Raw genomic sequence first — 25,701 nt, 5'->3', positions numbered from 1 at the left:
TTCTTCAGGGTAAAAAAAAAGGGGAAGCTTACGAAACTGGAGTGGAATAGGGTAATGAAAAATGAAATCAATGTTGGAATTGGTTTTGTGACTGGAAGAAAAAGTTTTAAAGCGGTCCTGAAAACCTATATGTATAATTTAAAGGAATCCGAATTAACGGATAGCGAGCGTATCCGCTTGCATCTTTTTGTTGCCTACGATCTAAGTTATGAGGATGCTGAACCGGAAGATTTCCTGCGTATTGATCCGGAGTTAATGGAGGATCTTGACAGTACTTGCTTTATAGGGGAAAAGGAGACAGATCAGGAAATCAGTTCAATGACGGCACGCGGCATCATTGATGAACAGGAGGCGCAGCTGTTGTTTGGAAACGGATACGCGGCGAAACGGAACATCATCATGTATAAGGCGATGAAAAAGGGGATCGATTATTTAATGTTTCTCGATGATGATGAGTATCCGGTTGCGGTTACGAAAACGCGGTCGTATGCCATCTGGGGCGGCCAGCAGGTGTTGCGTGCCCACTTGAGGCATATCAGGGAAGCGGATATCACCAATGGCTTTCATTGCGGCTACATCTCCCCAATTCCTTATATTGCTTTTAATGAGACGCTAAAGGAAGCCGATTTTAAAGAATTGATTCAAGCGCTCAGCAATGATATTGTGAACTGGGAGACGATAAAGGCAGTCATGGCAAATGGCGGGGTGACCTATGCAGATACGGGCGTGCTGGTCAGTGAACAGGTTGAGGAAATAAAAGAAGAAAACAGGGCGAAATTTATTACCGGATCGAATTTAACATTGAACTTAACAGACCCAAGCCGTGTATTTCCGTTTTACAATCCGCCGAATGCGCGCGGTGAGGATACTTTTTTAGGCACATGCCTCAGCGGCCGCAGAGTGCTTCGTGTTCCCGTATATACATTTCACGACGGATTCGGGATTTACCAGCATCTTCTGTCAGGTGTACTGCCGACAAATTTAAACTATATTAAAGCGGATACAAAAAAAGTGATCGAACGTTTTTACAAAGCATGCATGGGATGGATCCGCTATAAGCCGCTTTATTTGTATATTACACAGCATGAGCAATACGAAACGAAGATCAGGGAAACCCGGCGGCAGCTGGCTGATGCGCTGCCAAAAGTTTGCCATTATTTTGGGCGGGACGATTTCATGAACGTACTTGCCGCATTTGAACAGTATCATAAGCAAGTTGAAAAACATTATCGGGAATTTTTGGATACAAAAAGAGCGTGGAAAAAGATCTGCGCAAGTTTTCCTCAATCGGCTGAAATAGAACAATAAGGTTGAAGCAGGCCTTTTGGAATGAATTTCCAAGGATGAAAAATGATCAAGGATTTCCATAGACATCGGGGAGATTTTTGTAAAAAGTAAGGAGGCCGCTTCGATATGCGGCCTCTTTACTTTTTACGTGTTTCGCAGCCCTTGGGCAAAAATAACGATCCCGATTAAAATGTGCAGAATCATACCGACACCCGGGATGATCGCCAGTACATTGCCGGCCATCCCGAATACATGCCCCCACTTCGCTTTTCCGCCCACAATGGCGAGCACCAGCCCGACAAGGTGGAGCAGAAATAATCCGCCTAAAGGAGCCCAAAGATTTGAAAAGATAATGATTCCGCCCAAAAATGGAATGCCAAAAAATAATTCTGTTAAGCCTAACAGTATTTTGTATATTCGTGTTAGTGACGCCATGTTCATATGCTCCTTTATACCGTTTTTTTGTCAATATCGCATAACCCCTGCGCTTTAAGCCATAAGGATTTTTGTTGATCGGCAGGCTTGCCCTGTAGATCCATTATCTGTTTTTTTTCTGTTTTTTCCTGCAGCTTCTGCGGTCCTTACCATTATACGGGAAGTAAAGGCGAAAGTTTCATAAAAAACTTCTTCATGTATTTTATCTGGAAAACAGAGCCGCTGCAAGGAACATTATTTTTTATATCATTGCCGGGTATAGAGAATTTTACCTGCGAAAATTGGTGGAAAATCCCAAATGGCATAGGAAATTAGATCCAAAATATACGTTTACGGGGATGGCCGGCTGGGTATAAGAATGGTATTCTTTTAAAATAGAGAGCGGTTATAGGCAGCTTTGCTGACAAAAAGGGATGCAGAATTGTACGCTAAAGGAATAAGGAACTTTACTATCAGCCTGGGGGAGAACAGGCCTCTTTATAAATTAGATGGATGAGGTGCGCAGAAATGAGATCAATCACAGATGAAAAGGAAGAAATTAAGGCATTTTTATTGGAACATCGGGATGAGTTTGAAGAGAAATTATTGAATGAAGCGGTAAATGTACGGGATAAGATTGATGAAATTCTGAAGATCGGCAATATTGATCTGTTGAATAATGCCCATAAGCTGGTCTTATATGTCGTGGAACAGCGGGAAAAAGAACTCATTGATTTTGCAAATCAGGAGGGAATTGCCTGGGCAACCCATTCTTTGACGCTGGCGTTTAAATTGGAGTGGGTCCAGGCTATCCGCAGGACATTATGGGTATACTTAAAAGACTATGGTAAACAAACGCAGACAGAAGTTGATCAGGATTATTTCTTCGACATGGAGAAAAGGGTCAACGATAAAATTGACCAGTTTTTAAACCAATTTTTTATTTGCTATTCCACCTATAAGGATAAATTGATTGATACGCAAAAGCGGCTGGTGGAAAATCTTTCGGTACCGATTATTCCGATTACACCGTCTGTCTCTATCTTACCTTTGATCGGGTCTATCGATTCTTTCCGGTCTAATATAATTGAAGAAAAAGTACTGCTTGGAGTAGGAAGAATGCATATCCAAACCTTAATCATGGACTTTTCAGGAATTGCAGAGATGGATATGGATGTGATTGAACATATTTTTAAAATCATTGACGGAAACGCGATGATGGGCTGCCGTGTCGTGATTACAGGGCTGCGTCCGCAAATTGTCCGGGAACTGGTCTTAAAGGGCTTGTCTTTTGAAAACAAGGCCGAAACAAAAGGTACATTGCAGCAGGCGTTAAGGGATTATATTAAAATGGATGAAAATAAACAGGACCCCCATCTCTGTTAAAGTACGAATCCGGCCAAAAGGAAGCTTGAAGTTCAAAACCTGTATCCCGGTACAATATTATAGAAGAAACCCGTCAAAATGAAAAAATCCCGGCATTAGCCGGGATTTTTTGATATATGGGCAAGACGGATTATGAAAAGTTACAGGCTATCGTTGGTTACTTTGGGATTCACAGCCGGCTGTGGTTCGGTGTGCGGGCCCCATTTGCTTAACGCGATGCCTACAGCAGCGCCGAAAAGTGCAGGTACAACCCATTCAAGGCCTGCTGAAGCAAGCGGCAAACTTTGCGCGAAGGTTTGAACGTAGCCTAGTGGGACGCCAAAGCCTTCAAGCCCTTCAATGACTGCAAATACACCGGCAAATAACAATGTGCAGGCATACACTTTTTTGGAACCGTTGAAAAGATGATGGAAAAACGTCAGAACGACCAGGACGATCGTTACCGGATAGGCCATCTCTAAAAATGGTACAGAGAACTTTAAAATAAAGTTTAACCCAAGATTGGAAAGTGTAAAACCAACCAATGATACTGCAATGACAATCTGATGGTAGCTGAAACGCGGCATTAATTCTGAAAAATATTGCCCGCATGCAGTGGTTAAACCAACAACAGTTGTAAAACATGCCAGCATAAAGATGAATCCGAGCAATGCTTTACCGGCCTCTCCGAAAAGAAGTGCCGACATTGCTGTCAGAATATCGGTGCCGTTTTGGAAAGTGCCGGCAGATGCCATTTTTGCACCGATAAATCCAAGTGCCAGATATACCAGCGCGAGAATCAAGCCGGCAATCAGCCCCGCTTTTAATGTATAGGCGGTTAATTGTTTCTTATCATGTACACCGCGGTGTTTCACTGCCGTTAAAATCACGATTCCAAACGCCAATGATGCAAGTGCGTCCATTGTTGAATAGCCATTAATAAACCCTTTAAAGAACGGAACGGATTGATAACCTGCCGACGGAGCCTGGAATGGGCGGCCCATCAGCCTGAAGAAACCGACTGCGCATAAAATTACCATCGCGGCCAGCAGCACCGGCGTGATCCAACGGCCGAGGTATTTTGACATTTTATCCGGATTTAAGCTGACGAGGTAAACCAGCAGGAAAAATACGAAACTAAAAAGCAGTAAGGATAAAGATGAATGCCGGGCAGAGCCGGAAAGGAACGGCCGCACGCCCATCTCGTAGGCGACATTTGCATTCCGCGGGATTGCGAGAAACGGCCCGATACATAAATAAACGATCACGGTAAAAATCGTACTGAAAAGCGGATGGACCCGGTTGCCGATCGCCTGGATGCCGCCGTCAACTACTGAAACCGCTGCAATTACCAAAACAGGCAGCCCAACCCCGGTAACAATAAATCCAGCCATCGCAAGCCAATAGGATGTTCCGGACTGGACACCGAGCAGTGGAGGAAAAATTAAATTCCCGGCACCGAAAAACATGGAAAAAAGCATAAAGCCGATAAATAAAGTCTCATTTCTTTTCATATCTGTCTGCTCCTTTATGATGAAAAATAAAATAATAGAAAAATAAAAAACCCGCCCCCAAATAAAGGGACGAGTTTGCTCGCGTTACCACCCTAATTCTGCAGATAAAAACTGCAGCACTCCAGTCAACGTACCATCATACGTGTTCCTTCTAACGGTGGACAATCCGTCAAAGCCTACTATCGTTTCAGCTTTGCATCTCAGAGGTGATCTTCGGAAAGGGCTTGAACATTGGCTTTCAGCAAAACACCAACTCTCTGGGGGACAAGTTCCCTGGCCTACTCTTCTCGTCATTGATTTTGAAAAGTATTGGTTCGTATTATTTGAAAATAAGCTTATCACTGAATATTTTTTGTGTCAATATCATTTTTAAACTTTTTAGCAAGAATGATAAAAGAAGTCCCCGCTGATGGAAGGCTGCTTCATTTTCTTCTATAGATGCCAAATTTAATCCCGGCTCCGTTTTATAGAAGATCGTGCTGCGAAAAGCCAACATCCGTTTAACAGAAGATCGTACTGCGAAAGGCTAACAACATATATTGCGCATAAAAAAATTCAAAACGATGAAAATCCGTTTATAACAGTAATGGAAGCGTTTCCAAGTAGACGCTCAAATCAAAACTGTCAAAAAAATTGACAAAAAAGGGTTGACCTGAAACCCTATAAGTCGTATGATTGACAACAATTAAAGAATATAAAAAATTCACGCAAGGCAAATAAGAAAATATTTGGTGCCAAACGTGAAGGATGAACACCAGGAAATGATTGAATGGGAGTGGTGGAATGCGAAGTGACATGATCAAAAAAGGGATTGACCGCGCCCCGCACCGCAGTTTATTGTATGCTGCCGGACTGAAAACTGAAGACTTTGACAAACCGTTTATTGGTGTCTGCAATTCTTATATTGATATTATTCCAGGCCATAAACACTTAAATAAGTTTGCTGAAGTTGTAAAAGAGGCGATCAGGGAAGCAGGCGGTGTACCTTTTGAATTTAACACAATCGGCGTGGATGATGGCATTGCGATGGGCCATATCGGGATGCGCTATTCGCTGCCGAGCCGTGAACTCATTGCGGACAGTGCAGAGACGGTCATCAATGCACACTGGTTTGACGGGGTATTTTATATTCCAAACTGTGATAAGATCACGCCCGGCATGTTGATGGCGGCAGTCAGGACAAATGTTCCGGCTGTGTTTGTCTCAGGCGGCCCAATGGAAGCGGGAAAAGCGCCGGATGGCAAACAGCTTTCCCTGACATCAGTTTTTGAAGGTGTCGGCGCCCATAAATCAGGAAAGATGAGCTACGAAGAATTGAAAATGCTGGAAACGAGTGCCTGTCCTACTTGCGGATCGTGCTCCGGAATGTTCACAGCAAATTCCATGAACTCATTAATGGAAATGCTCGGACTTACTCCGCCTGGGAATGCAACCATCGTGGCCACATCAGAAGACCGGCACCGCATTATCCGTGAGGCCGTCCAATACTTAATGAACTGTATTAAAAAGGACATCCGCCCGCGTGATATTGTGACAAGAGATGCAATCGATGACGCCTTTGCGCTCGATATGGCAATGGGCGGGTCGACAAATACGGTGTTACATACATTGGCAATCGCACATGAAGCCGGTATTGAGTATGATTTAGGCCGCATCAATGAAGTGGCAAAACGCGTTCCCTATTTGGCAAAGATCATGCCGGCATCGGATTATTCGATGCATGATGTCCACCTGGCTGGCGGCATCAGCGCGATCATCCATGAATTATGCAAGGTAAGGGGGGCTGTACATCCGGAGCGCCTGACAATTACCGGCAAAACCGTCTATGAAAATATAAAACATGCTGAGATTAAAAATCCGCAAGTCATTCGCCCGAAAGATCAACCATACAGCCCGGTTGGCGGCCTGTCGATTTTAAATGGCAATTTGGCTCCAAATGGCGGGGTGATCAAGGTCGGGGCAGTAGATCCTTCCATCAAAACCTTTACCGGCGAAGCCATTGTTTTTGAGTCGCAGGAAGAGGCGCAGGCCGGGATTGACAGCGGGCTGGTCCATGAAGGCCATGTCGTTGTCATTCGTTACGAGGGGCCGAAGGGAGGACCGGGCATGCCGGAGATGCTCGCGCCGACCTCATCCATTATGGGGCGCGGCTTAGGCAAAACAGTTGCCTTGATTACAGATGGCAGATTTTCCGGTGCGACCCGGGGGATATGTGTCGGCCATATTTCACCGGAAGCAGCAGAAGGCGGGCCGATTGCTTTTATAGAAAACGGCGACCGGATCTCCATTGATTTAGTAAACCGCAGGATTGAATTGCTTGTACCGGATGACGTGCTCAGGCGCAGAAAAGAAAATTGGCAGGAGCCGGAACCGAAAATTACAAGTGGTTATTTAGCAAGATATGCCGCATTGGTGACCTCTGCCAATACAGGCGGAGTTATGAAAATTGGATCAGCGAAAAAAACGTTGACGGGGACAAAGTGATTAGAACCGGTATTGATAGAGAGTCGGGGATGCTGGAAAACCGATAATACCCCTAATCACGACATCTCCCCCGAGTGCGGGCCTGAACGGCGTTGTTGCCAACTAGGGTCTGCCGAGTCAGCAGCTTGTTGCAGCTGACTCGTTACAAAAAAGCAGCATCCAAGTTTGGAAGCTGCATGAGGCGGTGTTTGTGAAAACGCCGCGAAGTTGGGTGGTACCGTGAAAAGATGCCTTTTCATCCCTGCAAAACCGGTAAACTTTCATTTGCCGTTTTCAAGGATAAAAGGCATTTTTTATTGGAATACAGGAATCAGCCAGTGGTGCTCCCCCTGGTAAAGATAGGGGCGGCCCCAGCATGATCATTGATTGGTCATTTCTAATTTTGGCAGGTGCCAAGACGCCGGCGCCTGCACATGTCGACGAGGAGGTTAGATTGTGTGCGCGAAAGCAAGGATGGATGGGAATGTGAAAACAGCTGCATGCAGCGGGGCAGACGCACTTGTCCGGTTAATTGCCAATGAAGGGGTAAAAGTCTTGTTCGGTTATCCGGGCGGTGCAGTTCTCCCCATTTATGATGCATTATATGACAAATCGGTCCGGCATGTCCTGACCCGCCATGAACAGGGTGCTATCCATGCGGCGGAAGGTTATGCACGGGTAACAGGGAAACCGGGTGTGGTTATTGCCACATCAGGACCGGGTGCGACCAATTTAATCACGGGAATTGCAGATGCGATGATGGATTCCCTGCCGCTTGTTATCTTCACCGGCCAGGTAGCCAGTTCTGTCATTGGTTCTGACGCTTTCCAGGAAGCGGATGTGATCGGGATGACGGCGCCGATTACGAAACATAACTATCAGGTGCGGGACTTAAAGGATTTGCCGCGCATCGTGAAAGAAGCTTTCCATATTGCAGTCTCCGGCAGGCCGGGTCCGGTTGTGATCGATATTCCAAAAGATATCCAGAGGGCAACCATTGAAATTCCAACAGATGCCGAGGTGCACCTGCCCGGATATCAGCCGAATTTTAAACCGAATCCGCTGCAAATCAAGAAGCTGTTAGAGGCAGTCTCTTACGCTCGTAAACCGGTGATTCTGGCAGGGGCGGGCATCCTGCATGCCAATGCTTCTGATTTATTGCGGGAGTTTGCAGAAAAGTGCCAAATTCCGGTCGTCAATACTTTACTCGGGCTGGGCAGTTTTCCATGCAGCCATCCGTTATTCCTCGGTATGGGCGGCATGCATGGATCCTATGCGGCAAATATGGCGATTTGCGAAAGCGATCTGCTGATTAATATCGGGGCAAGGTTTGATGACCGGCTTACCGGCAACCTGGAATATTTCGCCCCGCAGGCAAAGGTGGTCCATATTGATATTGATCCGGCCGAAATCGGAAAAAATGTGAAAACAGATATTCCGATTGTGTCCGATGCAAAAGAAGCGCTGCTAAAAATCTGCGCTGAAGATCTGAAAAACAATGGAACCGATGAATGGGTCAAACATGTAAAAGCCAACGCAGAAGCTTATCCGCTTTGGTATGAACAAGAGGGGGAAGAACTTTCCCCGCAGCATGTGATCAAAAGAATCCACCATTATACAAACGGGGAAGCCATTGTTGCGACAGATGTCGGGCAGCATCAAATGTGGGCGGCACAATTTTACGGTTTTGAAAAACCAAACAGCTGGATCACATCAGGCGGCCTTGGCACGATGGGCTTCGGGTTCCCGGCAGCGATCGGCGCACAGATTGCCTGTCCCGGGCGGCAAGTCGTAGCGATTGTCGGCGACGGCGGTTTTCAAATGACCTTACAGGAACTTGCCGTTGTGAAAGAACTGAATCTGCCGTTGAAAATTATCATTGTCAACAACCAGTATCTCGGCATGGTGCGCCAATGGCAGGAGTCTTTTTACAATGAAAGGTATTCTTCTTCAACGATTACCGTCCAGCCTGACTTTGTAAAATTAGCCGAAAGTTACGGCATCAGAGGCATCCGCGTGCTGAATAACGAAGAGCTTGAACAAACGCTGCAAACCGTGGTGCAGGATGATGAGCCGGTCTTGATCGACTGCCGGGTGAAAAGGCTGGAAAAAGTGAATCCGATGGTCGCGCCGGGCAAGGGGCTGCACGAAATGATAGGGGTGAAGCCATGAAAAGAATTGTCGTAGCTACTGTTTTGAACCAAAGCGGCGTCTTGAACAAGATTACAGGTGTTTTGGCAAAGCGCCAGTTTAATATCGACAGTATTACGGTCGGGCGCACAGAAACGGAAGGCATCTCAAGAATGACCATTGTCGTCAATGTGGAAGACGACCGCCAAGCCGAGCAGTTAACCAAGCAGCTGAATAAATTGATTGATGTCATAAAAGTCCAGGATGTGACCGACCAGGCAATTGTTTCGCGGGAGCTGGCATTAATTAAAGTATTAAGCACCGCGCAGACAAGGAGCGAAATTGGCGGATTGGTCGAACCTTTCCGGGCATCAATTATTGATGTCAGCCGTGAAAGTGTCACCATCCAGGTCACCGGCGACAGTGATAAAGTCGAAGCATTGGTGGATCTGTTAAAACCTTATGGGATTAAAGAAATGGTGAGGACCGGTCTGACTGCCTTCTTACGGGGCTCTCAAAAACAAGTGACCGACCTGACATCATATTCTTTACTAAAATAAATAAACAGCTGAAAAGGAGCGAATCAAAATGGCAAAAGTTTATTATGACAAAGATGTACAGGAAGACGTATTAAGAGGTAAGAAAGTCGCAGTCGTTGGATATGGCTCCCAAGGCCATGCACACGCACAGAACCTTCGTGACAACGGATATGATGTAGTTGTGGGCGTTAGGAAAGGGAGATCATTTGACAGAGCCGCTCAAGACGGATTTGCCGTTAAATCTGTGAAAGAAGCTGCAGAAGAAGCAGACGTTGTCATGATGCTTTTGCCGGATGAGCAGCAGACAAAGGTATATAAGGAAGAAGTTGAAGCTGGCTTGTATCCTGGAAATGCATTGGCATTCGCCCACGGATTTAACATCCATTTTACGCAAATCGTGCCTCCTGAAAATGTCGATGTCTTCATGGTCGCACCAAAAGGCCCGGGACATTTGGTAAGGCGTACTTTCGTTGAAGGAGCGGGTGTACCGGCGCTTGTGGCTGTCTATCAAGATGTTACCGGGGAAGCAAAAGATCTGGCTTTTGCCTATTCAAAAGCAATCGGGGCTGCCCGTGCAGGTGTGCTTGAAACCACATTTAAAGAAGAAACCGAAACAGATCTGTTCGGTGAGCAAGCAGTCCTGTGCGGCGGATTAACTTCCCTCATCAAAGCCGGGTTTGAAACGCTGACAGAAGCAGGATACCAGCCGGAACTTGCCTATTTTGAATGTTGCCATGAAATGAAGCTGATCGTTGATTTGATCTATGAAGGAGGATTGAAAAACATGCGTTATTCAATCTCCGACACTGCCCAATGGGGAGACTTTGTATCAGGCCCGCGCGTTGTGAATGAGGAAACCAAACAGCGGATGCGCGAGGTATTGAATGACATCCAGCAAGGCGTCTTTGCAAAAGGCTGGCTCTTGGAAAATCAAGCGAACCGTCCGATGTATAATGCGATCAATGCCCGTGAACAAAAACATCCGCTCGAGGTCGTTGGAGAGGAATTAAGGGAGCTCATGCCTTTTGTGAAAAATCCGATTAAACAAAAGGAAGTGGCTGCCAATGCGAAAGGTTAATATCTTTGACACGACCTTGAGGGATGGAGAACAGTCCGCAGGCGTCAACCTGAATATGGCAGAAAAAGTCGAAATCGCGAAGCAGTTGGAAAGGCTTGGAGTGGATATCATTGAGGCAGGATTTCCTGCCTCTTCCAAAGGGGACTTCCAAGCGGTTGAAGCGATTGCAAAAACAATAAAAAATAGTTCTGTCACCGGTTTGGCAAGAGCGAACAAGCGTGATATTGATGCGGCCTGGGATGCTTTAAAATCCTCTGAAGATCCAAGAATCCATGTTTTTTTAGCAACATCGCCCATCCATATGAAATACAAACTGAAAAAAGGCCCTGAAGAAGTATTGCAATATTCAGTAGAAGCAGTCCAATACGCAAAACAAAAATTTTCTGTGGTCCAGTGGTCTGCGGAAGATGCAACCCGTTCTGATAAAGATTATCTCGTCAAGATTATTACAGAAGTCATTAAAGCCGGTGCAGATGTCATTAATTTGCCGGATACAGTCGGCTATACGACACCAAAAGAATATGGTGAACTCTATGATTATATATTGACACATGTACCGAACATAGAAAATGTCATTCTATCTACCCATTGCCATGATGACCTTGGCATGGCGACGGCCAATACGCTTGCTGCGATCGAACATGGTGCGCTGCAGGTGGAAGGGACCATCAACGGCATCGGTGAACGGGCAGGCAATGTGGCACTGGAAGAAATCGCGGTTGCACTTCACATCAGAAAAGACTTTTACCAGGCTGCAACCGGGCTCAAACTTGATGAAATCAAACGCACAAGTCAGCTTGTCAGCAAATTGACAGGGATGGTCGTGCCCGGCAACAAAGCCGTTGTCGGCGCGAATGCGTTTGCCCATGAAGCAGGGATCCACCAGGACGGCGTCTTAAAAGAAGCATCCACCTATGAAATTATTACACCGGAACTGGTTGGGTTTGCGAGCAACCGCCTTGTGCTTGGCAAACACTCCGGACGCCATGCATTTAAAGACCGGGCGCTGGAACTCGGCTTTGAATTGGATCAGGACAAATTAAACGAAGCTTTCACAGCATTTAAAGCATTAACAGACCGGAAAAAACATGTAACTGATGATGATATATTTGCAATATTAGCAGATAAACAGACAAATCAGCCTGATGAAAAACAATACGAACTTGAAAGTGTGCAAGTCCAGTACGGGACACTGAACACCCCGACGGCAACGGTCCGGATTAAAACCCCTGAGGGAAGTATTTTGGAAGAAGCCGGTACCGGATCCGGAAGTGTGGAAGCCATTTACCATACGATTAGCAAAATGGTTGAGGGTACGGTTAGGCTAATGGATTACAAATTGCAGTCTGTCGGTTCAGGGAAGGACGCGCTTGCGGATGCATATGTGAAAATCAATTATGAGGCGTCCGAATCAGGCGGGCGCGGTTCGGCGCAGGATGTTTTGGAGGCTTCAGCAAAGGCCTTCCTAAATGCGATTAACCGGTCGATGGTTTCCAAACAGCCAGCCAGAAACAAAGTAAATGTCTGAGCAACAGGAGGAGGGATCCGAATGAAGATGAAGCTTGCTGTTCTGCCGGGAGACGGCATCGGGCCGGAAGTAATGGATGCATCCGTCCGCGTATTGAAAACAGTATGCGCTTGTTTTAACCATGAAGCAGGATTTACAAAGGGGCTGCTCGGCGGCGCGGCGATTGACGAAACGGGCTCGCCGCTTCCAGAGGAAACACTCAAACTGTGCCGCGAAAGTGACGCGATCCTTCTCGGTGCAGTGGGCGGCCCGAAATGGGACCATAACCCCGCCCGGCTCCGGCCGGAAAAAGGGCTGCTCGGGCTCCGCAAAGCAATGGGATTGTTTGCAAACTTGAGGCCGGTAAAGGCATATCGCCCATTGTTGCCAGCAGCACCATTAAAACCTGAAGTGATCGATAAAGTTGATTTGCTGATTGTAAGGGAATTGACCGGCGGCTTATATTTCGGGCAACCGAGTGAACGGCGCGGGCCGGAAAAAGAATCGGTTGTGGACACCCTGCAATACTCCAAAACTGAAATCGAAAGGATTGTAGAGAAAGCCTTTCAGCTTGCACAGATCCGCAGAGGAAAGTTAACTTCTGTCGATAAAGCCAATGTCCTCGAATCAAGCAGGATGTGGCGCGAGATAGTTGATAAAACCGCATCCCGTTATCCTGATGTGGAAGTGGAACATATGCTGGTTGACGCAACGGCGATGCAGCTGATCGCGAGGCCGGGGCAATTTGATGTGATCGTCACGGAAAATCTTTTTGGGGATATTTTGAGCGATGAGGCCTCTATGATTACGGGCAGCCTCGGCATGCTTCCTTCAGCCAGTTTGCGCGCGGACCGGTTCGGCATGTATGAACCGGTGCACGGATCCGCCCCTGATATTGCAGGCCAGGGCAAAGCCAACCCGCTCGGCATGATCCTGTCAACCGCAATGATGCTGCGTTATTCTTTCGGGCTTGAAAAAGAAGCGGCAGCAGTTGAAAAAGCGGTGGATGCTGTGCTTGCTGCCGGATATTGCACAGGGGATCTAAAAGTGCCGGATGGAAAAATTGTCAGCACAAATGAACTCGCGGATAAAATTATTGATCATTTGAAAGAAAACCATGCCAAAAGCCTGCATGTTTAATGCGAACCAAATAGAATGGTATTTTTGCATAAAGTGTAATCAAAGAATGTGGATGGGAGTGATACGATGGCACCACAAACGATCATTGATAAAATTTGGAACCGCCATTTAGTCCACCGGGAAGCGGGAAAACCCGATTTGCTGTATATTGACCTTCATCTTGTACATGAAGTGACTTCTCCGCAGGCGTTTGAAGGGTTGCGGATGAACGGCCGGAAAGTGAGAAGGCCGGATTTAACGTTTGCGACAGTTGACCATAATGTCGCCACGACAAAGCAGAGAATCTCAAAAGATCCGATATCTAAAAAACAGATGTCAACATTGGAAAAAAACTGTAAAGAATTCGGAGTTCCGCTTGCAGGCATCCGCCATCCCGACCAAGGCATTGTCCATGTCATCGGCCCTGAACTCGGCTTAACCCAGCCCGGGAAAACGATTGTCTGCGGCGACAGCCACACCTCAACACACGGGGCATTCGGGGCACTGGCATTCGGCATTGGCACGAGTGAAGTCGAACATGTCTTAGCAACGCAGACGCTGTGGCAAAAGCGGCCGAAATCAATGCAAATCAAGATAAACGGAAAACTTGGCGCCGGGGTCACGGCAAAAGATTTAATCCTGGCAGTGATTGCAAAATTCGGGATTGGCGTCGGTACCGGCTATATTGTCGAATACACGGGAGATGCTATCCGCGGCCTGTCGATGGAAGAAAGGATGACCGTCTGCAATATGTCGATTGAAGCGGGCGCAAGGGCAGGCCTGATCAGCCCGGATGAAACCACGATATCATTTTTAAAAGGCAGAAAATATGCGCCGAAAGAAGATTTTGAAGCAAAAGCTGCGGAATGGCTTTCGCTTGCTTCGGATGAAGGGGCGGTGTATGACCGTACGCTTGAAATGGATGCAAGTGAAATTGAGCCGCAAGTTACATGGGGGACCAACCCATCCATGTGCCTGCCGGTGAATGAAACATTGCCTGATCCGGCTCTGATTGCAGATGCGGGCGAACGCCAGGCAGTTGAGAAAGCTTTGCGCTATATGGGGCTGGAACCCGGGATGAAAATTACCGACATTCCTGTTCAGCATGTCTTTATCGGTTCCTGCACGAACTCGCGGATTGCAGACTTGAGGGCAGCAGCTGAAGTGGTGAAAGGCAGGCATGTCCGTGAAAGGGTGCGCGCCCTGGTTGTGCCCGGTTCGCAAAGCGTCAAAGCCCAGGCGGAAGAAGAAGGCTTGGATAAAATCTTTACGGAAGCCGGTTTTGAATGGCGGGAATCCGGCTGCAGCATGTGCCTTGCCATGAATGACGATGTAGTGCCGGCAGGGGAAAGATGCGCCTCCACTTCAAACCGCAATTTTGAAGGCAGGCAGGGCAACGGCGCCAGAACCCATCTTGTCAGCCCGGTCATGGCTGCAGCCGCCGCCGTTTACGGCAAATTTGTTGATGTAAGAAAACTGGATCAAACCGTATCAGCCGGATAAAAAAGTTCCGCTTTTGAAGGAGGCGATAGATAGGATGGAGCCATTTAAAACTTTGACAGGACTTGTTTTTCCTTTAAACAGAAAGAATGTGGATACTGACCAGATCATCCCAAAGCAATTTTTAAAAAGAATTGAAAGACAGGGTTTTGGGGAATGCCTGTTTTATCACTGGCGCTTCGACAATAACGGGCAGAAGCGGGCTGATTTTCCTTTAAATGACCCGAAATACGCAGGCGCTTCGATTCTTGTCGCCGGAGAAAATTTCGGCTGCGGTTCTTCGCGCGAACATGCGCCCTGGGCTTTGCAGGATTACGGGTTTAAAGTGATTATCGCTCCCAGCTTTGCCGATATTTTTCACAATAACTGTTTGAAAAACGGGATTTTAACGATTGAACTGCCTGAAGAAAATGTTGCAGCACTGTTGAAAGAGGCAGAAGCGGACTCCCTTTATGTAACGGTTGATTTAGAAAAACAGACCGTTTCAAACGGAAATGCTGAATTTTCATTTGACATTGATCCGTATCCAAAACATATGCTGCTAAACGGGCTGGATGAAATCGGCCTGACTTTAATGCTCGAAGAAGAAATTTCAAAATATGAACAGTCTGTCCAATGAGGAGTGTGACGAAAAATGGGGATTCCTTGCGAACAAAGGATGTTATAGAAGCATTTGAAAATTTACTGCCGGTGATCCACCGGACGCCTTTAAACGAATCGAAGACATTTAATGAAATGGCAGGGGCAAAGCTTTATTTTAAAATGGAAAATCTGCAGCGGACCGGGTCTTTTAAAATCAGAGGGGCGCTGAATAAGCTGACCAACCTGCCAAATGCAGCCAGGAAAAACGGCGTCATCGCAGCCTCTGCAGGCAATCATGCACAAGGGGTGGCGTTCTCGGCTACGAAGCTCGGGATCAAAGCCAAGATCTATATGCCGAAAAAAACGCCGCTTGCCAAAGTGCTGGCTACAAAAGCATACGGTGCGGAAGTCGTACTGACAGGAGAATCTTTTCAGGAATCGTATGAGGCTGCAGTGCTTGACCAGCAAATCAGCGGGGCAGCATTTATTCACCCTTTTGACGATTATGAAGTAATGGCGGGCCAGGGTACCATTGCACTCGAAATGATCCAGCAGTGTTCCGATTTGGACACGGTTGTAGTTCCAGTCGGCGGGGGCGGCTTAATTGCCGGCATGGCCTGTTTGATTAAACATTTCGACCCGAAAATAAAAGTGGTCGGGGTGCAGTCTGAAGGGGCGCCTGTTGTTTATAACCGGTATAAAGGCATCAGCAGCGGGCGGCTTGCACATGTATCCGGGATTGCAGACGGCATCCTTGTGAAAGAAACGGGGCAGCTGACTTTTCCGCTCATCAATCAGTATGTTGATGATGTGGTGACAGTCAGTGATGAAGAGATCGCCACGGCGATTATTTATATGCTTGAACGCGAGAAAATGTTCGTTGAAGGTGCCGGGGCTGCTGCCTTTGCTGCTGTGCTGAGCGGGAAGCCGGGTGTACTGGGCAAACATATCGGCATCGTTGTCAGCGGCGGGAATGCGGACCTGGATAAAATATCGCATTTTAAACATTTGGCCATGTCAGGCAAAAAAAAACGTAGGATTGTTGCTTTGTAAAAAACGGCACCGTGCCGCATCAGGAATGAAGGTGCAAAATCCGGGAATCCTTTTGTGCGGTACGGCGCTTTTTTGCAGTCCTGGAAATGATGCGGTTATTCTAAAAAAACGATGAAAATGATTGAAAATTTTGTTACACTAAAGTAGGAAAGAGGTGAAGAAATGATTCGAACGGTACTATTTGATGTAGATGGCGTTTTATTAAGTGAAGAGCGCTATTTTGATGCGTCCGGCTTAACCGTTTGGGAAATGATACATAGCAGCCATTATTTAGGGCTTGAACCGGATCAATTCAAAACAAATCTTACAGATGAGGAAATCAATAGGATCAGGGCTGAAGTTTTCAATCATGATGAGGTCCTGCGGTTTTTAAAATCCCGCGGGTTGAACGCAAACTGGGATATGATTTATTTAACCTTCAGTTACCAGCTTTTGCACCTGCTTGCGCAAATAAAGGAACCGGAAGCGGCGCACATCAAGGAATGGCTGACCCATGAAATGGATTTAGACGTGCTTGCCGAAATCAGGCAGGTGCTTTCGAAATATCCGCTTGCTCTGGATTTTTCAGCATTTCTGGCTGATTTTAAAGGAAGAACGGAGACGAAGCAGGCACTTTTGAAGGTATTGGATGAGCTCGCTTTTGAAAAATTTGGCATTGAGGGTACGGTGCTTGGCAGGAAGGGTACGCTCTGGTCCATATGCGAACACGCTTCCCAGGAATGGTATGTGGGGGATCAGCATATTTTATCATCAACTGGCAGGCCGAGCGTGCAAACCGGGAAAAAAGGCTTTTTGGAGGAAGAAATCCCGCTTGCTGCTCCGGAAGAAATCGGCGCCTTATTTCAGCATCTGTCAGAAAAAGGAATCCAGCTCGGCGTAGGAACGGGCAGGCCGCAGCTTGAGACGTTCGGGCCGTTTAAGGCTTTAGGGTGGCTGGAGTTGTTTGATGAAAACCATATCGTGACCGCGGATGAAGTTCTGAAGGCGGAACAGGAACTGGGAGCGGGCGTCCCGCTTGCAAAGCCAAATCCGTTTACGTATTTGCTGGCATTAAAAGGGAAACAGGCAAATGTCCGTACCTGTACTACTGCCGAGTTGCCGCTCTCTGACGGCGATGAAATCCTGATTGTCGGGGATTCGCTGGCAGATCTATTGGCTGCCAGAAAAATGGGATGCGTATTTGCCGGGATTTTAACCGGCTTATCCGGAAAAGAAGCAAGAGCCGAATTTGAAGCGCATGGTGCGGATTATATTTTTGAAAATGTGACAGAATTGAAAAATATATTTTAAATGGTATTGAAAAGGCGGCAAACTTCTCATTGCCGCCTTTCCACATCATCCTACATGATGTGTGAGGTATTGTTACATAAAATTAGAATGGATGTGATTTTCCCGGCGGCAATAGATCTATTGGAGAATATCGTATGCATTGTGCGGAAAAGTTGTAAGAAAGTCTAATATAAATATTTTTCTGGCATAACATACCGTTCAATTTTACCAGCGACAACACGATAAAAATGTCAAAAAAATGTTTGAAAATAATATTTTTAAATAAAATTAAAGATTGACTTATTTTTAAAATTGATGTAATATTGCAACATCAAATTAAAAAAGGGGTTCATCCACATGATACGAATTATGGATCAAGATATTTTACTCATTATTTTATTATGCTGAAGCCGGACTAAACCATTCATTTATTTGAATTTGTTTGAGTCCGCTTCGTGTTCAAAGTGGCGGCGCTCAAGCGGGAATTTTAACAGCGCCCATCGAAATCGAGCGCGTTTTTATTTACTTGCCTTTAACAGAAAATTGAAACAACTATAATTTATTTACGCACTTATAAGAGAATATTTTATAACTACCAAGGAGTGGGGAAGATGAAACAGGCAACAAAAGACTATTTGATCGATCGAATGTATAAAGCTTCAGTAGGTACTGCAAATGCGGTGCTTGTGACTTTAGGGATCGGCCTTCTGTTTGAAACATTCGGCAAATTTCTGGGCTGGGACGGATTTTTGACAATTGGCACAGCAACGAAATCCGTATTGGCTCCGGCAATTGGTGCGGGGATTGCCTATCAGCTCGGCGGAAATACACTGGTCATTTTCAGCACAATGGCTTGTGCGGCGATTGGTGGAAATGCAATCAGCACGACACCGGACGGTTTAATTACAATTGTCACCGGGCAGCCTGTCAGTGCGGTATTGGCTGCCGTAATTGCTACCTGGGTGGGAAAACGGATTGCCGGTAAAACAAAATTGGATATGATGGCGATCCCATTTGCAGCGGTTCTGGTCGGCGGTGTCGCCGGAGTCGGACTTGCTGCTGTTACGACCCCATTTCTTCAATGGCTGAGCGGAGAAATTACGACTTCTGTACAAGGTTCACCGTTGCTTGGTTCAATGATTGTTTCACTTGTTTGGAGCATCTTGCTGATGTCGCCTGCATCTTCAGCAGCGCTTGCAATTGCGTTACAGCTTGATCCGGTTTCAAGTGCTGCGGCATTAATCGGTTGTACAGTCCAGTTTGTAGGATTTACGGCCATGTCTTTGAAACAAAACGACTGGGGCGGAAATATTGCCCAGTCTCTGATTACACCAAAAGTTCAATTCCCGAATTTGGTAAAGAATCCGCGGCTTGTAATCCCGCCGTTTATCTCGTCGATGATCTGCGCGCCGGTCGCTACAATGGCCTTTCATTTGAAAGTACCATATGAACTGGGCGGGCTTGGCTTAAATTCAATGATTGCACCACTCAATATTTTGGCAAACCAGGGTGCCGTGGTATTTATGGCTTATGTCGGAGCCGGCGTTATTCTTCCTCTTTTCACAACGCTTGGCATGTATCACCTTATGAAAATGTTCGGCTGGGCAAAGGCCGGGGATCTGCGGATGGAAGTTCAATAAGACCAAACGAAAAACCGGGCTGGGCGGCCCGGTTTTTTTCGCTTTCTTCTATACTTTTGCAAATTATACTTCTACAAATGGTTCTTCCTGAAACGTATAGCCGGTTGTCAGCTCGAGTATTTGCGCATCCTTCATGCCGATCAAGCCTTTGATTTGGTCTAAAACAGGCTGGCTGACGGTTTTATCAAGCGTGAGTACCATCACCGCTTCACCGCCAATCTCTCTCCGGCCCACTTGCATCGTTCCAATATTCGTATCGTTATCACCCAAAATGGAGCCGACCTGGCCGATCATGCCCGGAATATCCAAATGTTTAATATAAAGCAAATGCTGTTCAGGGCGGACATCGATGCGGTAATCATTTAATTTTACAATCCGGGCGCCGAAGCCGTTGATGATTGCAGCCCCGATATTGACCTGTTTTCCTTCTTTATAAAGGGTGACTTCCATATAATTTGAGAAGCCTTTGTATGAAGCATTCCTTTGGATATTGTAGGTAAGCCCCTGTTCTTTCAACAGATGAAGGGCATTGACCAAATTGACCGTGCTGCCAAGATGGTGGCTAAGTATCCCTTTCATAATCGTTCTCGTTATCAGTTTCGTATCTTCATCGAGCAGTTCCCCGCCATAAGTAATGTCAATTTTTTCCGGTGCTTCATGCAGCAGCTGGATGCCGAGCTGGGCGACCTGTTCGCCAAGTAACAGATACGGTTCCATGCGTTCCTGGTTTTTCCCGGAAGTTTGCGGCATATTGATCGCATGGCGGATCGACTGTGATTCAAAAATATTGATGATCTCTTCGCTTACGTCTTCGGCCACCCTGATCTGTGCTTCTTGGGTAGATGCACCCAGGTGCGGCGTAACGATGACGTTTGGCAGCTTAAGCAGCCCTTCTGTAATCACCGGTTCTTTTTCGAATACATCCAAAGCAGCGCCGGCGACATGCCCGTCCTCGATGGCCTGAAGGAGCGCCTGTTCATTGACAAGGCCGCCGCGCGCGCAATTGATAATGCGGACGCCTTTTTTTGTTTTGGCTAAAAATGCTTCATCAATGATGTGGCGTGTTTCTTTAATAAGCGGCGTATGGAGGGTGATAAAATCAGCCTGTTCGGCAATTTCATCAAGTGACCCCTTTGTTACGCCCAATTTGCTTGCCCGTTCTTCCGTTAAGTAAGGATCATAGCCAATAATGCTCATTTCAAAAGCTTTTGCCCGTTTTGCGACCTCTGTGCCGATTTTCCCCATGCCAATAATGCCCAAAGTTTTTTTAAACAGCTCGACGCCTTTGAATTTTTCCCGTTCCCATTTGCCCTGCGATGCGGAATGATGGGCCTGCGGGATATTGCGGGAGAGCGAAAGCATCATCGCCATTGTATGCTCAGTGGCGGAAATCGTATTGCCCCCGGGGGAATTCACGACAATGATGCCTTTTCTTGTCGCAGCATCGATGTCAATATTGTCAACACCGACGCCGGCGCGCGCGATGACGCGGAGGTTTCCGGCTGCCTGGATGATTTCCTTTGTGACTTTTGTCTGGTTGCGGACAATAAGCCCGTCATACCCGCCAATGACTGTTTTGAGGTCTGCAGGTGTCAGGTTGGTTTGATGTTCCACAGTGAAATTTTGATGTTCATATAATTTTGCAAGTCCCTGATCACTGACTTTATCTGTTACCAAAATTTTATACATATGCTTTCCATACCTCCTCGGCTTTTTTAACGGCTTTGCCAAATGTGTCTTTCCCTTCCAGATCATGAGCGGCAATTTCAAGGGCGCTTAGAAAGTTCAGGACATCAAACGGGGTGCTGTAACCCATATGCCCGACGCGGAAGATCTCGCCTTTTAAGCGTTTCTGGCCGCTCGCAAGCGTCATCGCAAAATGCTCCTGCATGTATTTTTTGTATGAATCGGCTTTGCCTTCCGCCGGTTTTACAGCCGTTACAGTTGGCGAAGCATCTTCGTCTTTTTCCACTAATAACGGGAGTTCCAAAGCTTTAATGCCGGCCCTGGCCATGTTTTTCAGGACTTCATGCCGTTTAATGACTTGATCAAAACCTTCTTCTTCAATCATCTGGCAGACTTCGTTTGCGCCGTAAACGAGTGAAACAGGCGGGGTAAACGGTGTTGTCGTCCCTTCTTCGTACGATTGGATGTAGCGGTTTAAATCGAGATAAAAGCGTTTGGCAGGGCCGCTTTTGATTGCATCTTTCGCGTGCTTATTAACCGCTACGAACGCAAGCCCAGGTGGCAGCATCAGCGCTTTTTGCGAACCGGAAACCAAAATATCAATCTTGTAATCTTCCATATCAACCGGGACACCGCCGATGCAGCTGACACCATCGACAATATAGAGTGCGTCTGTCAACCTTTTTACAACGGCGCCAAGTTCTTTGACCGGATTTAAAACAGATGTTGATGTTTCACAGTACGTGGCAAAAACAGCCTGCACCGGATGATCCAGCTCTTTTAAAAAGGTTTCAAGCTGTTCAGGCCGGCACGCTTTGCCCCATTCGATGTCAAGGCGGTGTACAATGGACCCGTATGTCTCGCAGATGGAGGCAAAACGTTCCCCGAATACGCCGGTTACGACGACAACAACATGGTCCCCATCATGAACCGTATTGCAAACGGCGCTCTCCAGTGCGGATGTCCCGCTGCCGGCAATGACAATGACCGGTTCTTTACTTCCGAATACCGGCATTAATCTGGTTGCAACTTGTTGCAGACTCTTGGAGAACACCTGGCTGCGGTGCGCCACCATGGGTTGGTTCATTGCCTGTTTTACCCGATCCGGAACAGGTGTCGGGCCGGGTGTAAATAAAGATTCCTTGCAAAAAAGCATGTATGTCATCCTCCAATTCTAATGTGTAAAAATAAAACGCCCCCCATAACAAGACGGATTCTTGTTATGAGGGGCGTGAAGACGCGGTGCCACCCTCTTTTACTGCAAAATATCTGCAGCCTCGTAAGCAGATAACGGTTGTATGCCGGGACAGCCTACTGTTATTTCAGCCGGCCAGTTCAGAAGCGCTAGGCATTGCATTTGCAAAAGCATCGGTTCGCAGCAACCACCGACTCTCTGAGGCTTTTTGCAAGGCGCCCTCTTCATCATGACTTGTGTCTGTCGATTTCACTTGCTCTTTGTTGAATATTCTAACAGTAGTTTTCACTCTTGTAAAGGGAAAAATGGAACAATTTTAAAATCTTTTTATATGCTAAATTATTTAGGCATTGATAGTTGGGTTACCCATCTTCATTCTCATGATTCACAAATTAGTCATATTTTGGCCGGATCGACGGTATGTCAAGGACTTTTCGCCTATTTTGCAAAAAACTTGAATCGCTTTCATCTGGCTAAAAGAAGTATACAGGTCTAAAGTACTATACAGGAAGGAACAGCGGGATACGATAAATAGGTTAGAAAGTAAGCTATCAAAGGAGTTGCAGTTCTATATGAAAAAAACGATAAGAAGCCATGCACGCTGGAATATGAAAGCCAAATTACTTGTCTCCTTATTGGCCGTTTTGCTGATTCCTTCCGTGCTGATCGGATACAGCTCGACACAGTCGGCAAAAAAAGAAGTCCGGAGCCGGATGCTGGAAGATGCTAGTGAAAATGTAAAAGTTTTAAAAAACGTAGTGGATGATACGTTGCAGCCAAAAATGCAGGATGTGGATTACTACTCAAAGCAAATTACCTCAAAACAATACAAAGGGGAGAAAAGCCCTGCCATCCGTGAAAAGTTCAGCCAATATAAAGATTTAAACGAGGATACTATAAGCATTTATGTGGGGACAAATGATGGTATCATGATTCAGGAACCGAAGTTGAACCAGGCTGCAGATTATGACCCGAGGCAGCGACCGTGGTACAAGCAGGCGATGAAAACACCGGGAAAGGTCGTGATTACCGCTCCTTACCAAGCGGCATCGACAGGGGATACCGTCATCACGATTGCAAAAACAACGGCAGACGGAACAGGCGTAGTTGCGGTCGATCTCAAAATCACTACAATCCAAAACCTTGCCAAAAATATTAAAATTGGCGAGAAAGGCTATGCCGTCCTGTTAGATGCTGATCGGCATTTTATCAGGATGCCAGGGAAAAAAGCGGGCGCCTATGCGACTGAAAAAGTGTACGATGATGTTTACGGCAAGCAGGCCGGAAAAATCACTTACGCTTACCAAGGTGAAAAGAAGGAAATGGTGTTTACGACAGAAAAGCTGACTGGATGGAAAATTGCCGGAACGATGTATGCCAGGGAAATTGATGATGCAGCCCGGCCGATTGTGAACAAAACGATGACAATGGTCATCATTTTCCTTGTTTTAGGCATGGCGTTAACATATGTTGTGATCCGGTCATTGACGAAGCCGCTTAACCGCCTGAAACATTCCGCACTGAATATCAGCAACGGAGACTTAACTGAGGAAATTGATATCCGGCGAAATGATGAAGTGGGGGAACTGGCGCAAAGCTTTAAGAAGATGCAGGACAGTTTACGGGATTTGTTGGATCAAGTTGATAAAAGTGCCGATATGGTCGTATCCTCCTCTGAAAAACTAAAAACGAATGTGGAGAATACAACAGCGGCAAGCCGTGAAATCAACGAAGCCGTCAAACAGATTGCCAGCGGTGCTGAGACGCAAACAAACGGGACAGAAAACAGTGCTGTAGCGATGAGCGAAATTGCAAAAGCGATGGAAAAAGTGACCGACAGCACGATGACCATTTCAAATCTGACGAAGCAAACGATGGAGCATGCGAAAATCGGCGGCGAATCGGTTCGGGAAACCGTTGAGCAAATGAATTCCATTTCCGAGTCCGTTGCGCTTTCAAACAATAAAATTCAGGCACTCTCTGAAAATTCCAAGCAGATCAGCCAAATTACCGAGGTCATTAAGGGAATTGCAGCGCAAACTAATTTGCTTGCCCTGAACGCTGCCATAGAAGCTGCACGGGCGGGGGAACACGGGAAAGGTTTTGCAGTTGTCGCGGAGGAAATCAGAAAACTTGCAGACCAGTCGCAAGTTTCCACAAAGGAAATTGAAAAACTGATTCAAAAGATCCAAAACGACACGGAAGACTCCGTCCAGGAAATGGAGCAGGTTTCAAAAGACGTCAAAGACGGTGTGTCCCGCTCGGAAGATACAATCGGGAAATTCAAAACGATTATGGACGGCATGGAAGAAATCGCGCCGCAAATTGAAGAAATGGCGGCTGTTTCCGAAGAAATTTCGGCATCCGTACAGGAAGTCACATCAACAGCCAATGAACTCGCCCATATTGCAGAAGAAAATGCCGCAGCAACGGAAGAAATGGCAGGATCCATCGACGAGCACCGGAACGCCATGGATGACATGGCCGACTCAGCAAGATCCCTATCCTACCTCTCAGAATATTTGCAAGACCTGGTAAAGAAATATAAATTTTAGAAATAACGTTGGCAGCCAAAAAATCAGAACGCCTTTATCTTTGGTTTTAGCATCAATGACACGGTGCACCCATTTTACCTCTCCGTATCTTCCGTTTGGCGGCGTCCGGGGCAAGCGGAATTGGCGCATACAACGGAAAGGGAAGCTTCGGTACCTTTCCACACCGGAAAAGTGTATTAAAGCAGTCAACGGTCTTTGGTACCCGTTTCGTTAGCCGGATGCCAAAAACGGGCGGCAAAAAATAAAAAAATTTTAAAAATAAGGTTGACAAATCGATTTTTCAGCATTAATATAATTATTAATCAATTAAACATTCCAGGCGATGAAGAAGAGTAGTAACTTGTATCGATTCCAAAGAGAGCCGGTGGCGGGTGTAAACCGGTGATGAGGTGCAGGTGAATGGACTTCCGAGCTTCCAAACTGAAACGATTATGAAGTAGGCTTTGGCGAATGCCTTATCGTTACAAAAGGCGGGTATTAAAGAAGTGTTTTTGATACCGCTAAAGCTGGGCTGATGTAGCTAATAAAGGTGGCACCGCGGGTTCCCCGTCCTTTCATAGGATGGGGAACCCTTTTTGGTGCGCCGCGCATGACGATTCGCTAGGCGGCGAAAGTCCGCTATGGGGGTAGATAGCGACCAACCATTAGCCAAGAGCAAGGGTGTCCATTGTGAAGTGGAATCTGAAGGAAGCTGGAGGCAAAATTCTGACCCGAGGAACACGAATACCATCAGGCGTACTCTTACAGGGTAAGACTGCCAAACAAGTCAAAGCCCAAAAGCTATCCGGATGTGGAGGCGTAAATG

Annotated in this window: 18 protein-coding genes and 3 other annotated features; of the genes, 14 read left to right on the top strand and 4 right to left on the bottom strand. The window is 46.5% G+C overall.

Annotated features, from left to right (window positions below; all coding sequences use genetic code 11):
• Positions 1 to 54: 54 nt before the first annotated feature.
• Entirely contained in the window at positions 55 to 1,308 is a 1,254-nt protein-coding gene (locus C232_RS0104200; RefSeq protein WP_018661608.1) for a hypothetical protein, read from the top strand.
• A gap of 123 nt (positions 1,309 to 1,431) precedes the next feature.
• Here C232_RS0104200 and C232_RS0104195 read toward each other — a convergent pair whose 3' ends face one another.
• Positions 1,432 to 1,722 (bottom strand): hypothetical protein, encoded by a 291-nt coding sequence (locus tag C232_RS0104195; protein ID WP_018661606.1) that lies wholly within the window; start codon positions 1,720 to 1,722, stop codon positions 1,432 to 1,434.
• Positions 1,723 to 2,229: 507 nt separating this feature from the next.
• On the opposite strand from C232_RS0104195, the gene C232_RS0104190 reads away from it, so the two are divergent.
• Complete coding sequence (locus C232_RS0104190; RefSeq protein ID WP_018661604.1) at positions 2,230 to 3,087, top strand: STAS domain-containing protein; 858 nt, start codon at positions 2,230 to 2,232, stop codon at positions 3,085 to 3,087.
• Positions 3,088 to 3,227: 140 nt separating this feature from the next.
• Here the strand turns inward: C232_RS0104190 and brnQ are convergent, their stop codons facing one another.
• Positions 3,228 to 4,580 carry a branched-chain amino acid transport system II carrier protein gene (gene brnQ / locus C232_RS18370; RefSeq protein ID WP_018661602.1) on the bottom strand — a complete coding sequence of 451 codons (1,353 nt, stop codon included), beginning with the start codon at positions 4,578 to 4,580 and terminating at the stop codon, positions 3,228 to 3,230.
• Between the two features lie 62 nt (positions 4,581 to 4,642).
• Positions 4,643 to 4,883: a binding site (T-box leader), on the bottom strand.
• Positions 4,884 to 5,363: 480 nt separating this feature from the next.
• On the opposite strand from brnQ, the gene ilvD reads away from it, so the two are divergent.
• The 11 genes from ilvD to C232_RS0104130 all read left to right on the top strand — a co-directional run bounded on the left by ilvD (position 5,364) and on the right by C232_RS0104130 (position 19,460).
• Complete coding sequence (gene ilvD, locus C232_RS0104180; RefSeq protein WP_018661600.1) at positions 5,364 to 7,064, top strand: dihydroxy-acid dehydratase; 1,701 nt, start codon at positions 5,364 to 5,366, stop codon at positions 7,062 to 7,064.
• Positions 7,065 to 7,499: 435 nt separating this feature from the next.
• A complete protein-coding gene (gene ilvB, locus C232_RS0104175; protein ID WP_018661599.1) occupies positions 7,500 to 9,215 on the top strand; it encodes an acetolactate synthase large subunit in 1,716 nt (571 codons plus the stop codon).
• Positions 9,212 to 9,733, top strand: a complete 522-nt coding sequence (gene ilvN, locus C232_RS0104170) for an acetolactate synthase small subunit (RefSeq protein WP_018661597.1) — start codon at positions 9,212 to 9,214, stop codon at positions 9,731 to 9,733. The genes ilvB and ilvN overlap by 4 nt, the downstream gene beginning before the upstream one ends.
• Positions 9,734 to 9,761: 28 nt before the next feature.
• Positions 9,762 to 10,790 (top strand): ketol-acid reductoisomerase, encoded by a 1,029-nt coding sequence (gene ilvC, locus C232_RS0104165; protein WP_018661594.1) that lies wholly within the window; start codon positions 9,762 to 9,764, stop codon positions 10,788 to 10,790.
• On the top strand, positions 10,777 to 12,318 hold the full coding sequence (locus C232_RS0104160) for a 2-isopropylmalate synthase (protein ID WP_018661592.1): 1,542 nt from the start codon (positions 10,777 to 10,779) through the stop codon (positions 12,316 to 12,318). The genes ilvC and C232_RS0104160 overlap by 14 nt, the downstream gene beginning before the upstream one ends.
• A 21-nt stretch (positions 12,319 to 12,339) precedes the next feature.
• Positions 12,340 to 13,437, top strand: coding sequence for a 3-isopropylmalate dehydrogenase (leuB, locus tag C232_RS0104155; protein WP_018661589.1), 1,098 nt, complete (start codon positions 12,340 to 12,342; stop codon positions 13,435 to 13,437).
• 66 nt (positions 13,438 to 13,503) lie between these two features.
• The gene (gene leuC / locus C232_RS0104150; protein ID WP_018661587.1) at positions 13,504 to 14,919 is read left to right on the top strand and encodes a 3-isopropylmalate dehydratase large subunit; all 1,416 of its coding nucleotides are present in this window, start codon (positions 13,504 to 13,506) and stop codon (positions 14,917 to 14,919) included.
• A 34-nt stretch (positions 14,920 to 14,953) separates the two neighbouring features.
• Positions 14,954 to 15,535, top strand: coding sequence for a 3-isopropylmalate dehydratase small subunit (gene leuD / locus C232_RS0104145; protein WP_018661585.1), 582 nt, complete (start codon positions 14,954 to 14,956; stop codon positions 15,533 to 15,535).
• A gap of 5 nt (positions 15,536 to 15,540) precedes the next feature.
• The gene (gene ilvA, locus C232_RS0104140) at positions 15,541 to 16,551 is read left to right on the top strand and encodes a threonine ammonia-lyase (protein ID WP_018661583.1); all 1,011 of its coding nucleotides are present in this window, start codon (positions 15,541 to 15,543) and stop codon (positions 16,549 to 16,551) included.
• Positions 16,552 to 16,713: 162 nt separating this feature from the next.
• Entirely contained in the window at positions 16,714 to 17,841 is a 1,128-nt protein-coding gene (locus C232_RS0104135; protein WP_018661580.1) for an HAD family hydrolase, read from the top strand.
• 590 nt (positions 17,842 to 18,431) lie between these two features.
• Complete coding sequence (locus C232_RS0104130; RefSeq protein WP_018661579.1) at positions 18,432 to 19,460, top strand: PTS sugar transporter subunit IIC; 1,029 nt, start codon at positions 18,432 to 18,434, stop codon at positions 19,458 to 19,460.
• Positions 19,461 to 19,523: 63 nt separating this feature from the next.
• On the opposite strand, the gene serA is transcribed toward C232_RS0104130, so the two are convergent.
• The gene (gene serA, locus C232_RS0104125) at positions 19,524 to 21,149 is read right to left on the bottom strand and encodes a phosphoglycerate dehydrogenase (RefSeq protein ID WP_018661577.1); all 1,626 of its coding nucleotides are present in this window, start codon (positions 21,147 to 21,149) and stop codon (positions 19,524 to 19,526) included.
• A complete protein-coding gene (locus tag C232_RS0104120; RefSeq protein WP_018661575.1) occupies positions 21,142 to 22,302 on the bottom strand; it encodes a pyridoxal-phosphate-dependent aminotransferase family protein in 1,161 nt (386 codons plus the stop codon). The genes serA and C232_RS0104120 overlap by 8 nt, the downstream gene beginning before the upstream one ends.
• Positions 22,303 to 22,368: 66 nt before the next feature.
• Positions 22,369 to 22,581: a binding site (T-box leader), on the bottom strand.
• 332 nt (positions 22,582 to 22,913) lie between these two features.
• Here C232_RS0104120 and C232_RS0104115 point away from each other — a divergent pair.
• Positions 22,914 to 24,896: a methyl-accepting chemotaxis protein gene (locus C232_RS0104115; protein ID WP_018661573.1), complete on the top strand. Its 1,983-nt coding sequence runs from the start codon at positions 22,914 to 22,916 to the stop codon at positions 24,894 to 24,896.
• Between the two features lie 313 nt (positions 24,897 to 25,209).
• Positions 25,210 to 25,453: a binding site (T-box leader), on the top strand.
• Positions 25,454 to 25,701: the final 248 nt, after the last annotated feature.

It is taken from the genome of Heyndrickxia acidiproducens DSM 23148, from assembly GCF_000374345.1.
Classification (GTDB): Bacteria; Bacillota; Bacilli; order Bacillales; family Bacillaceae_C; genus Weizmannia; species Weizmannia acidiproducens.
Note: the sequence above shows the minus strand (reverse complement) of the source record. Positions and strands in the feature narration are given on the sequence as shown.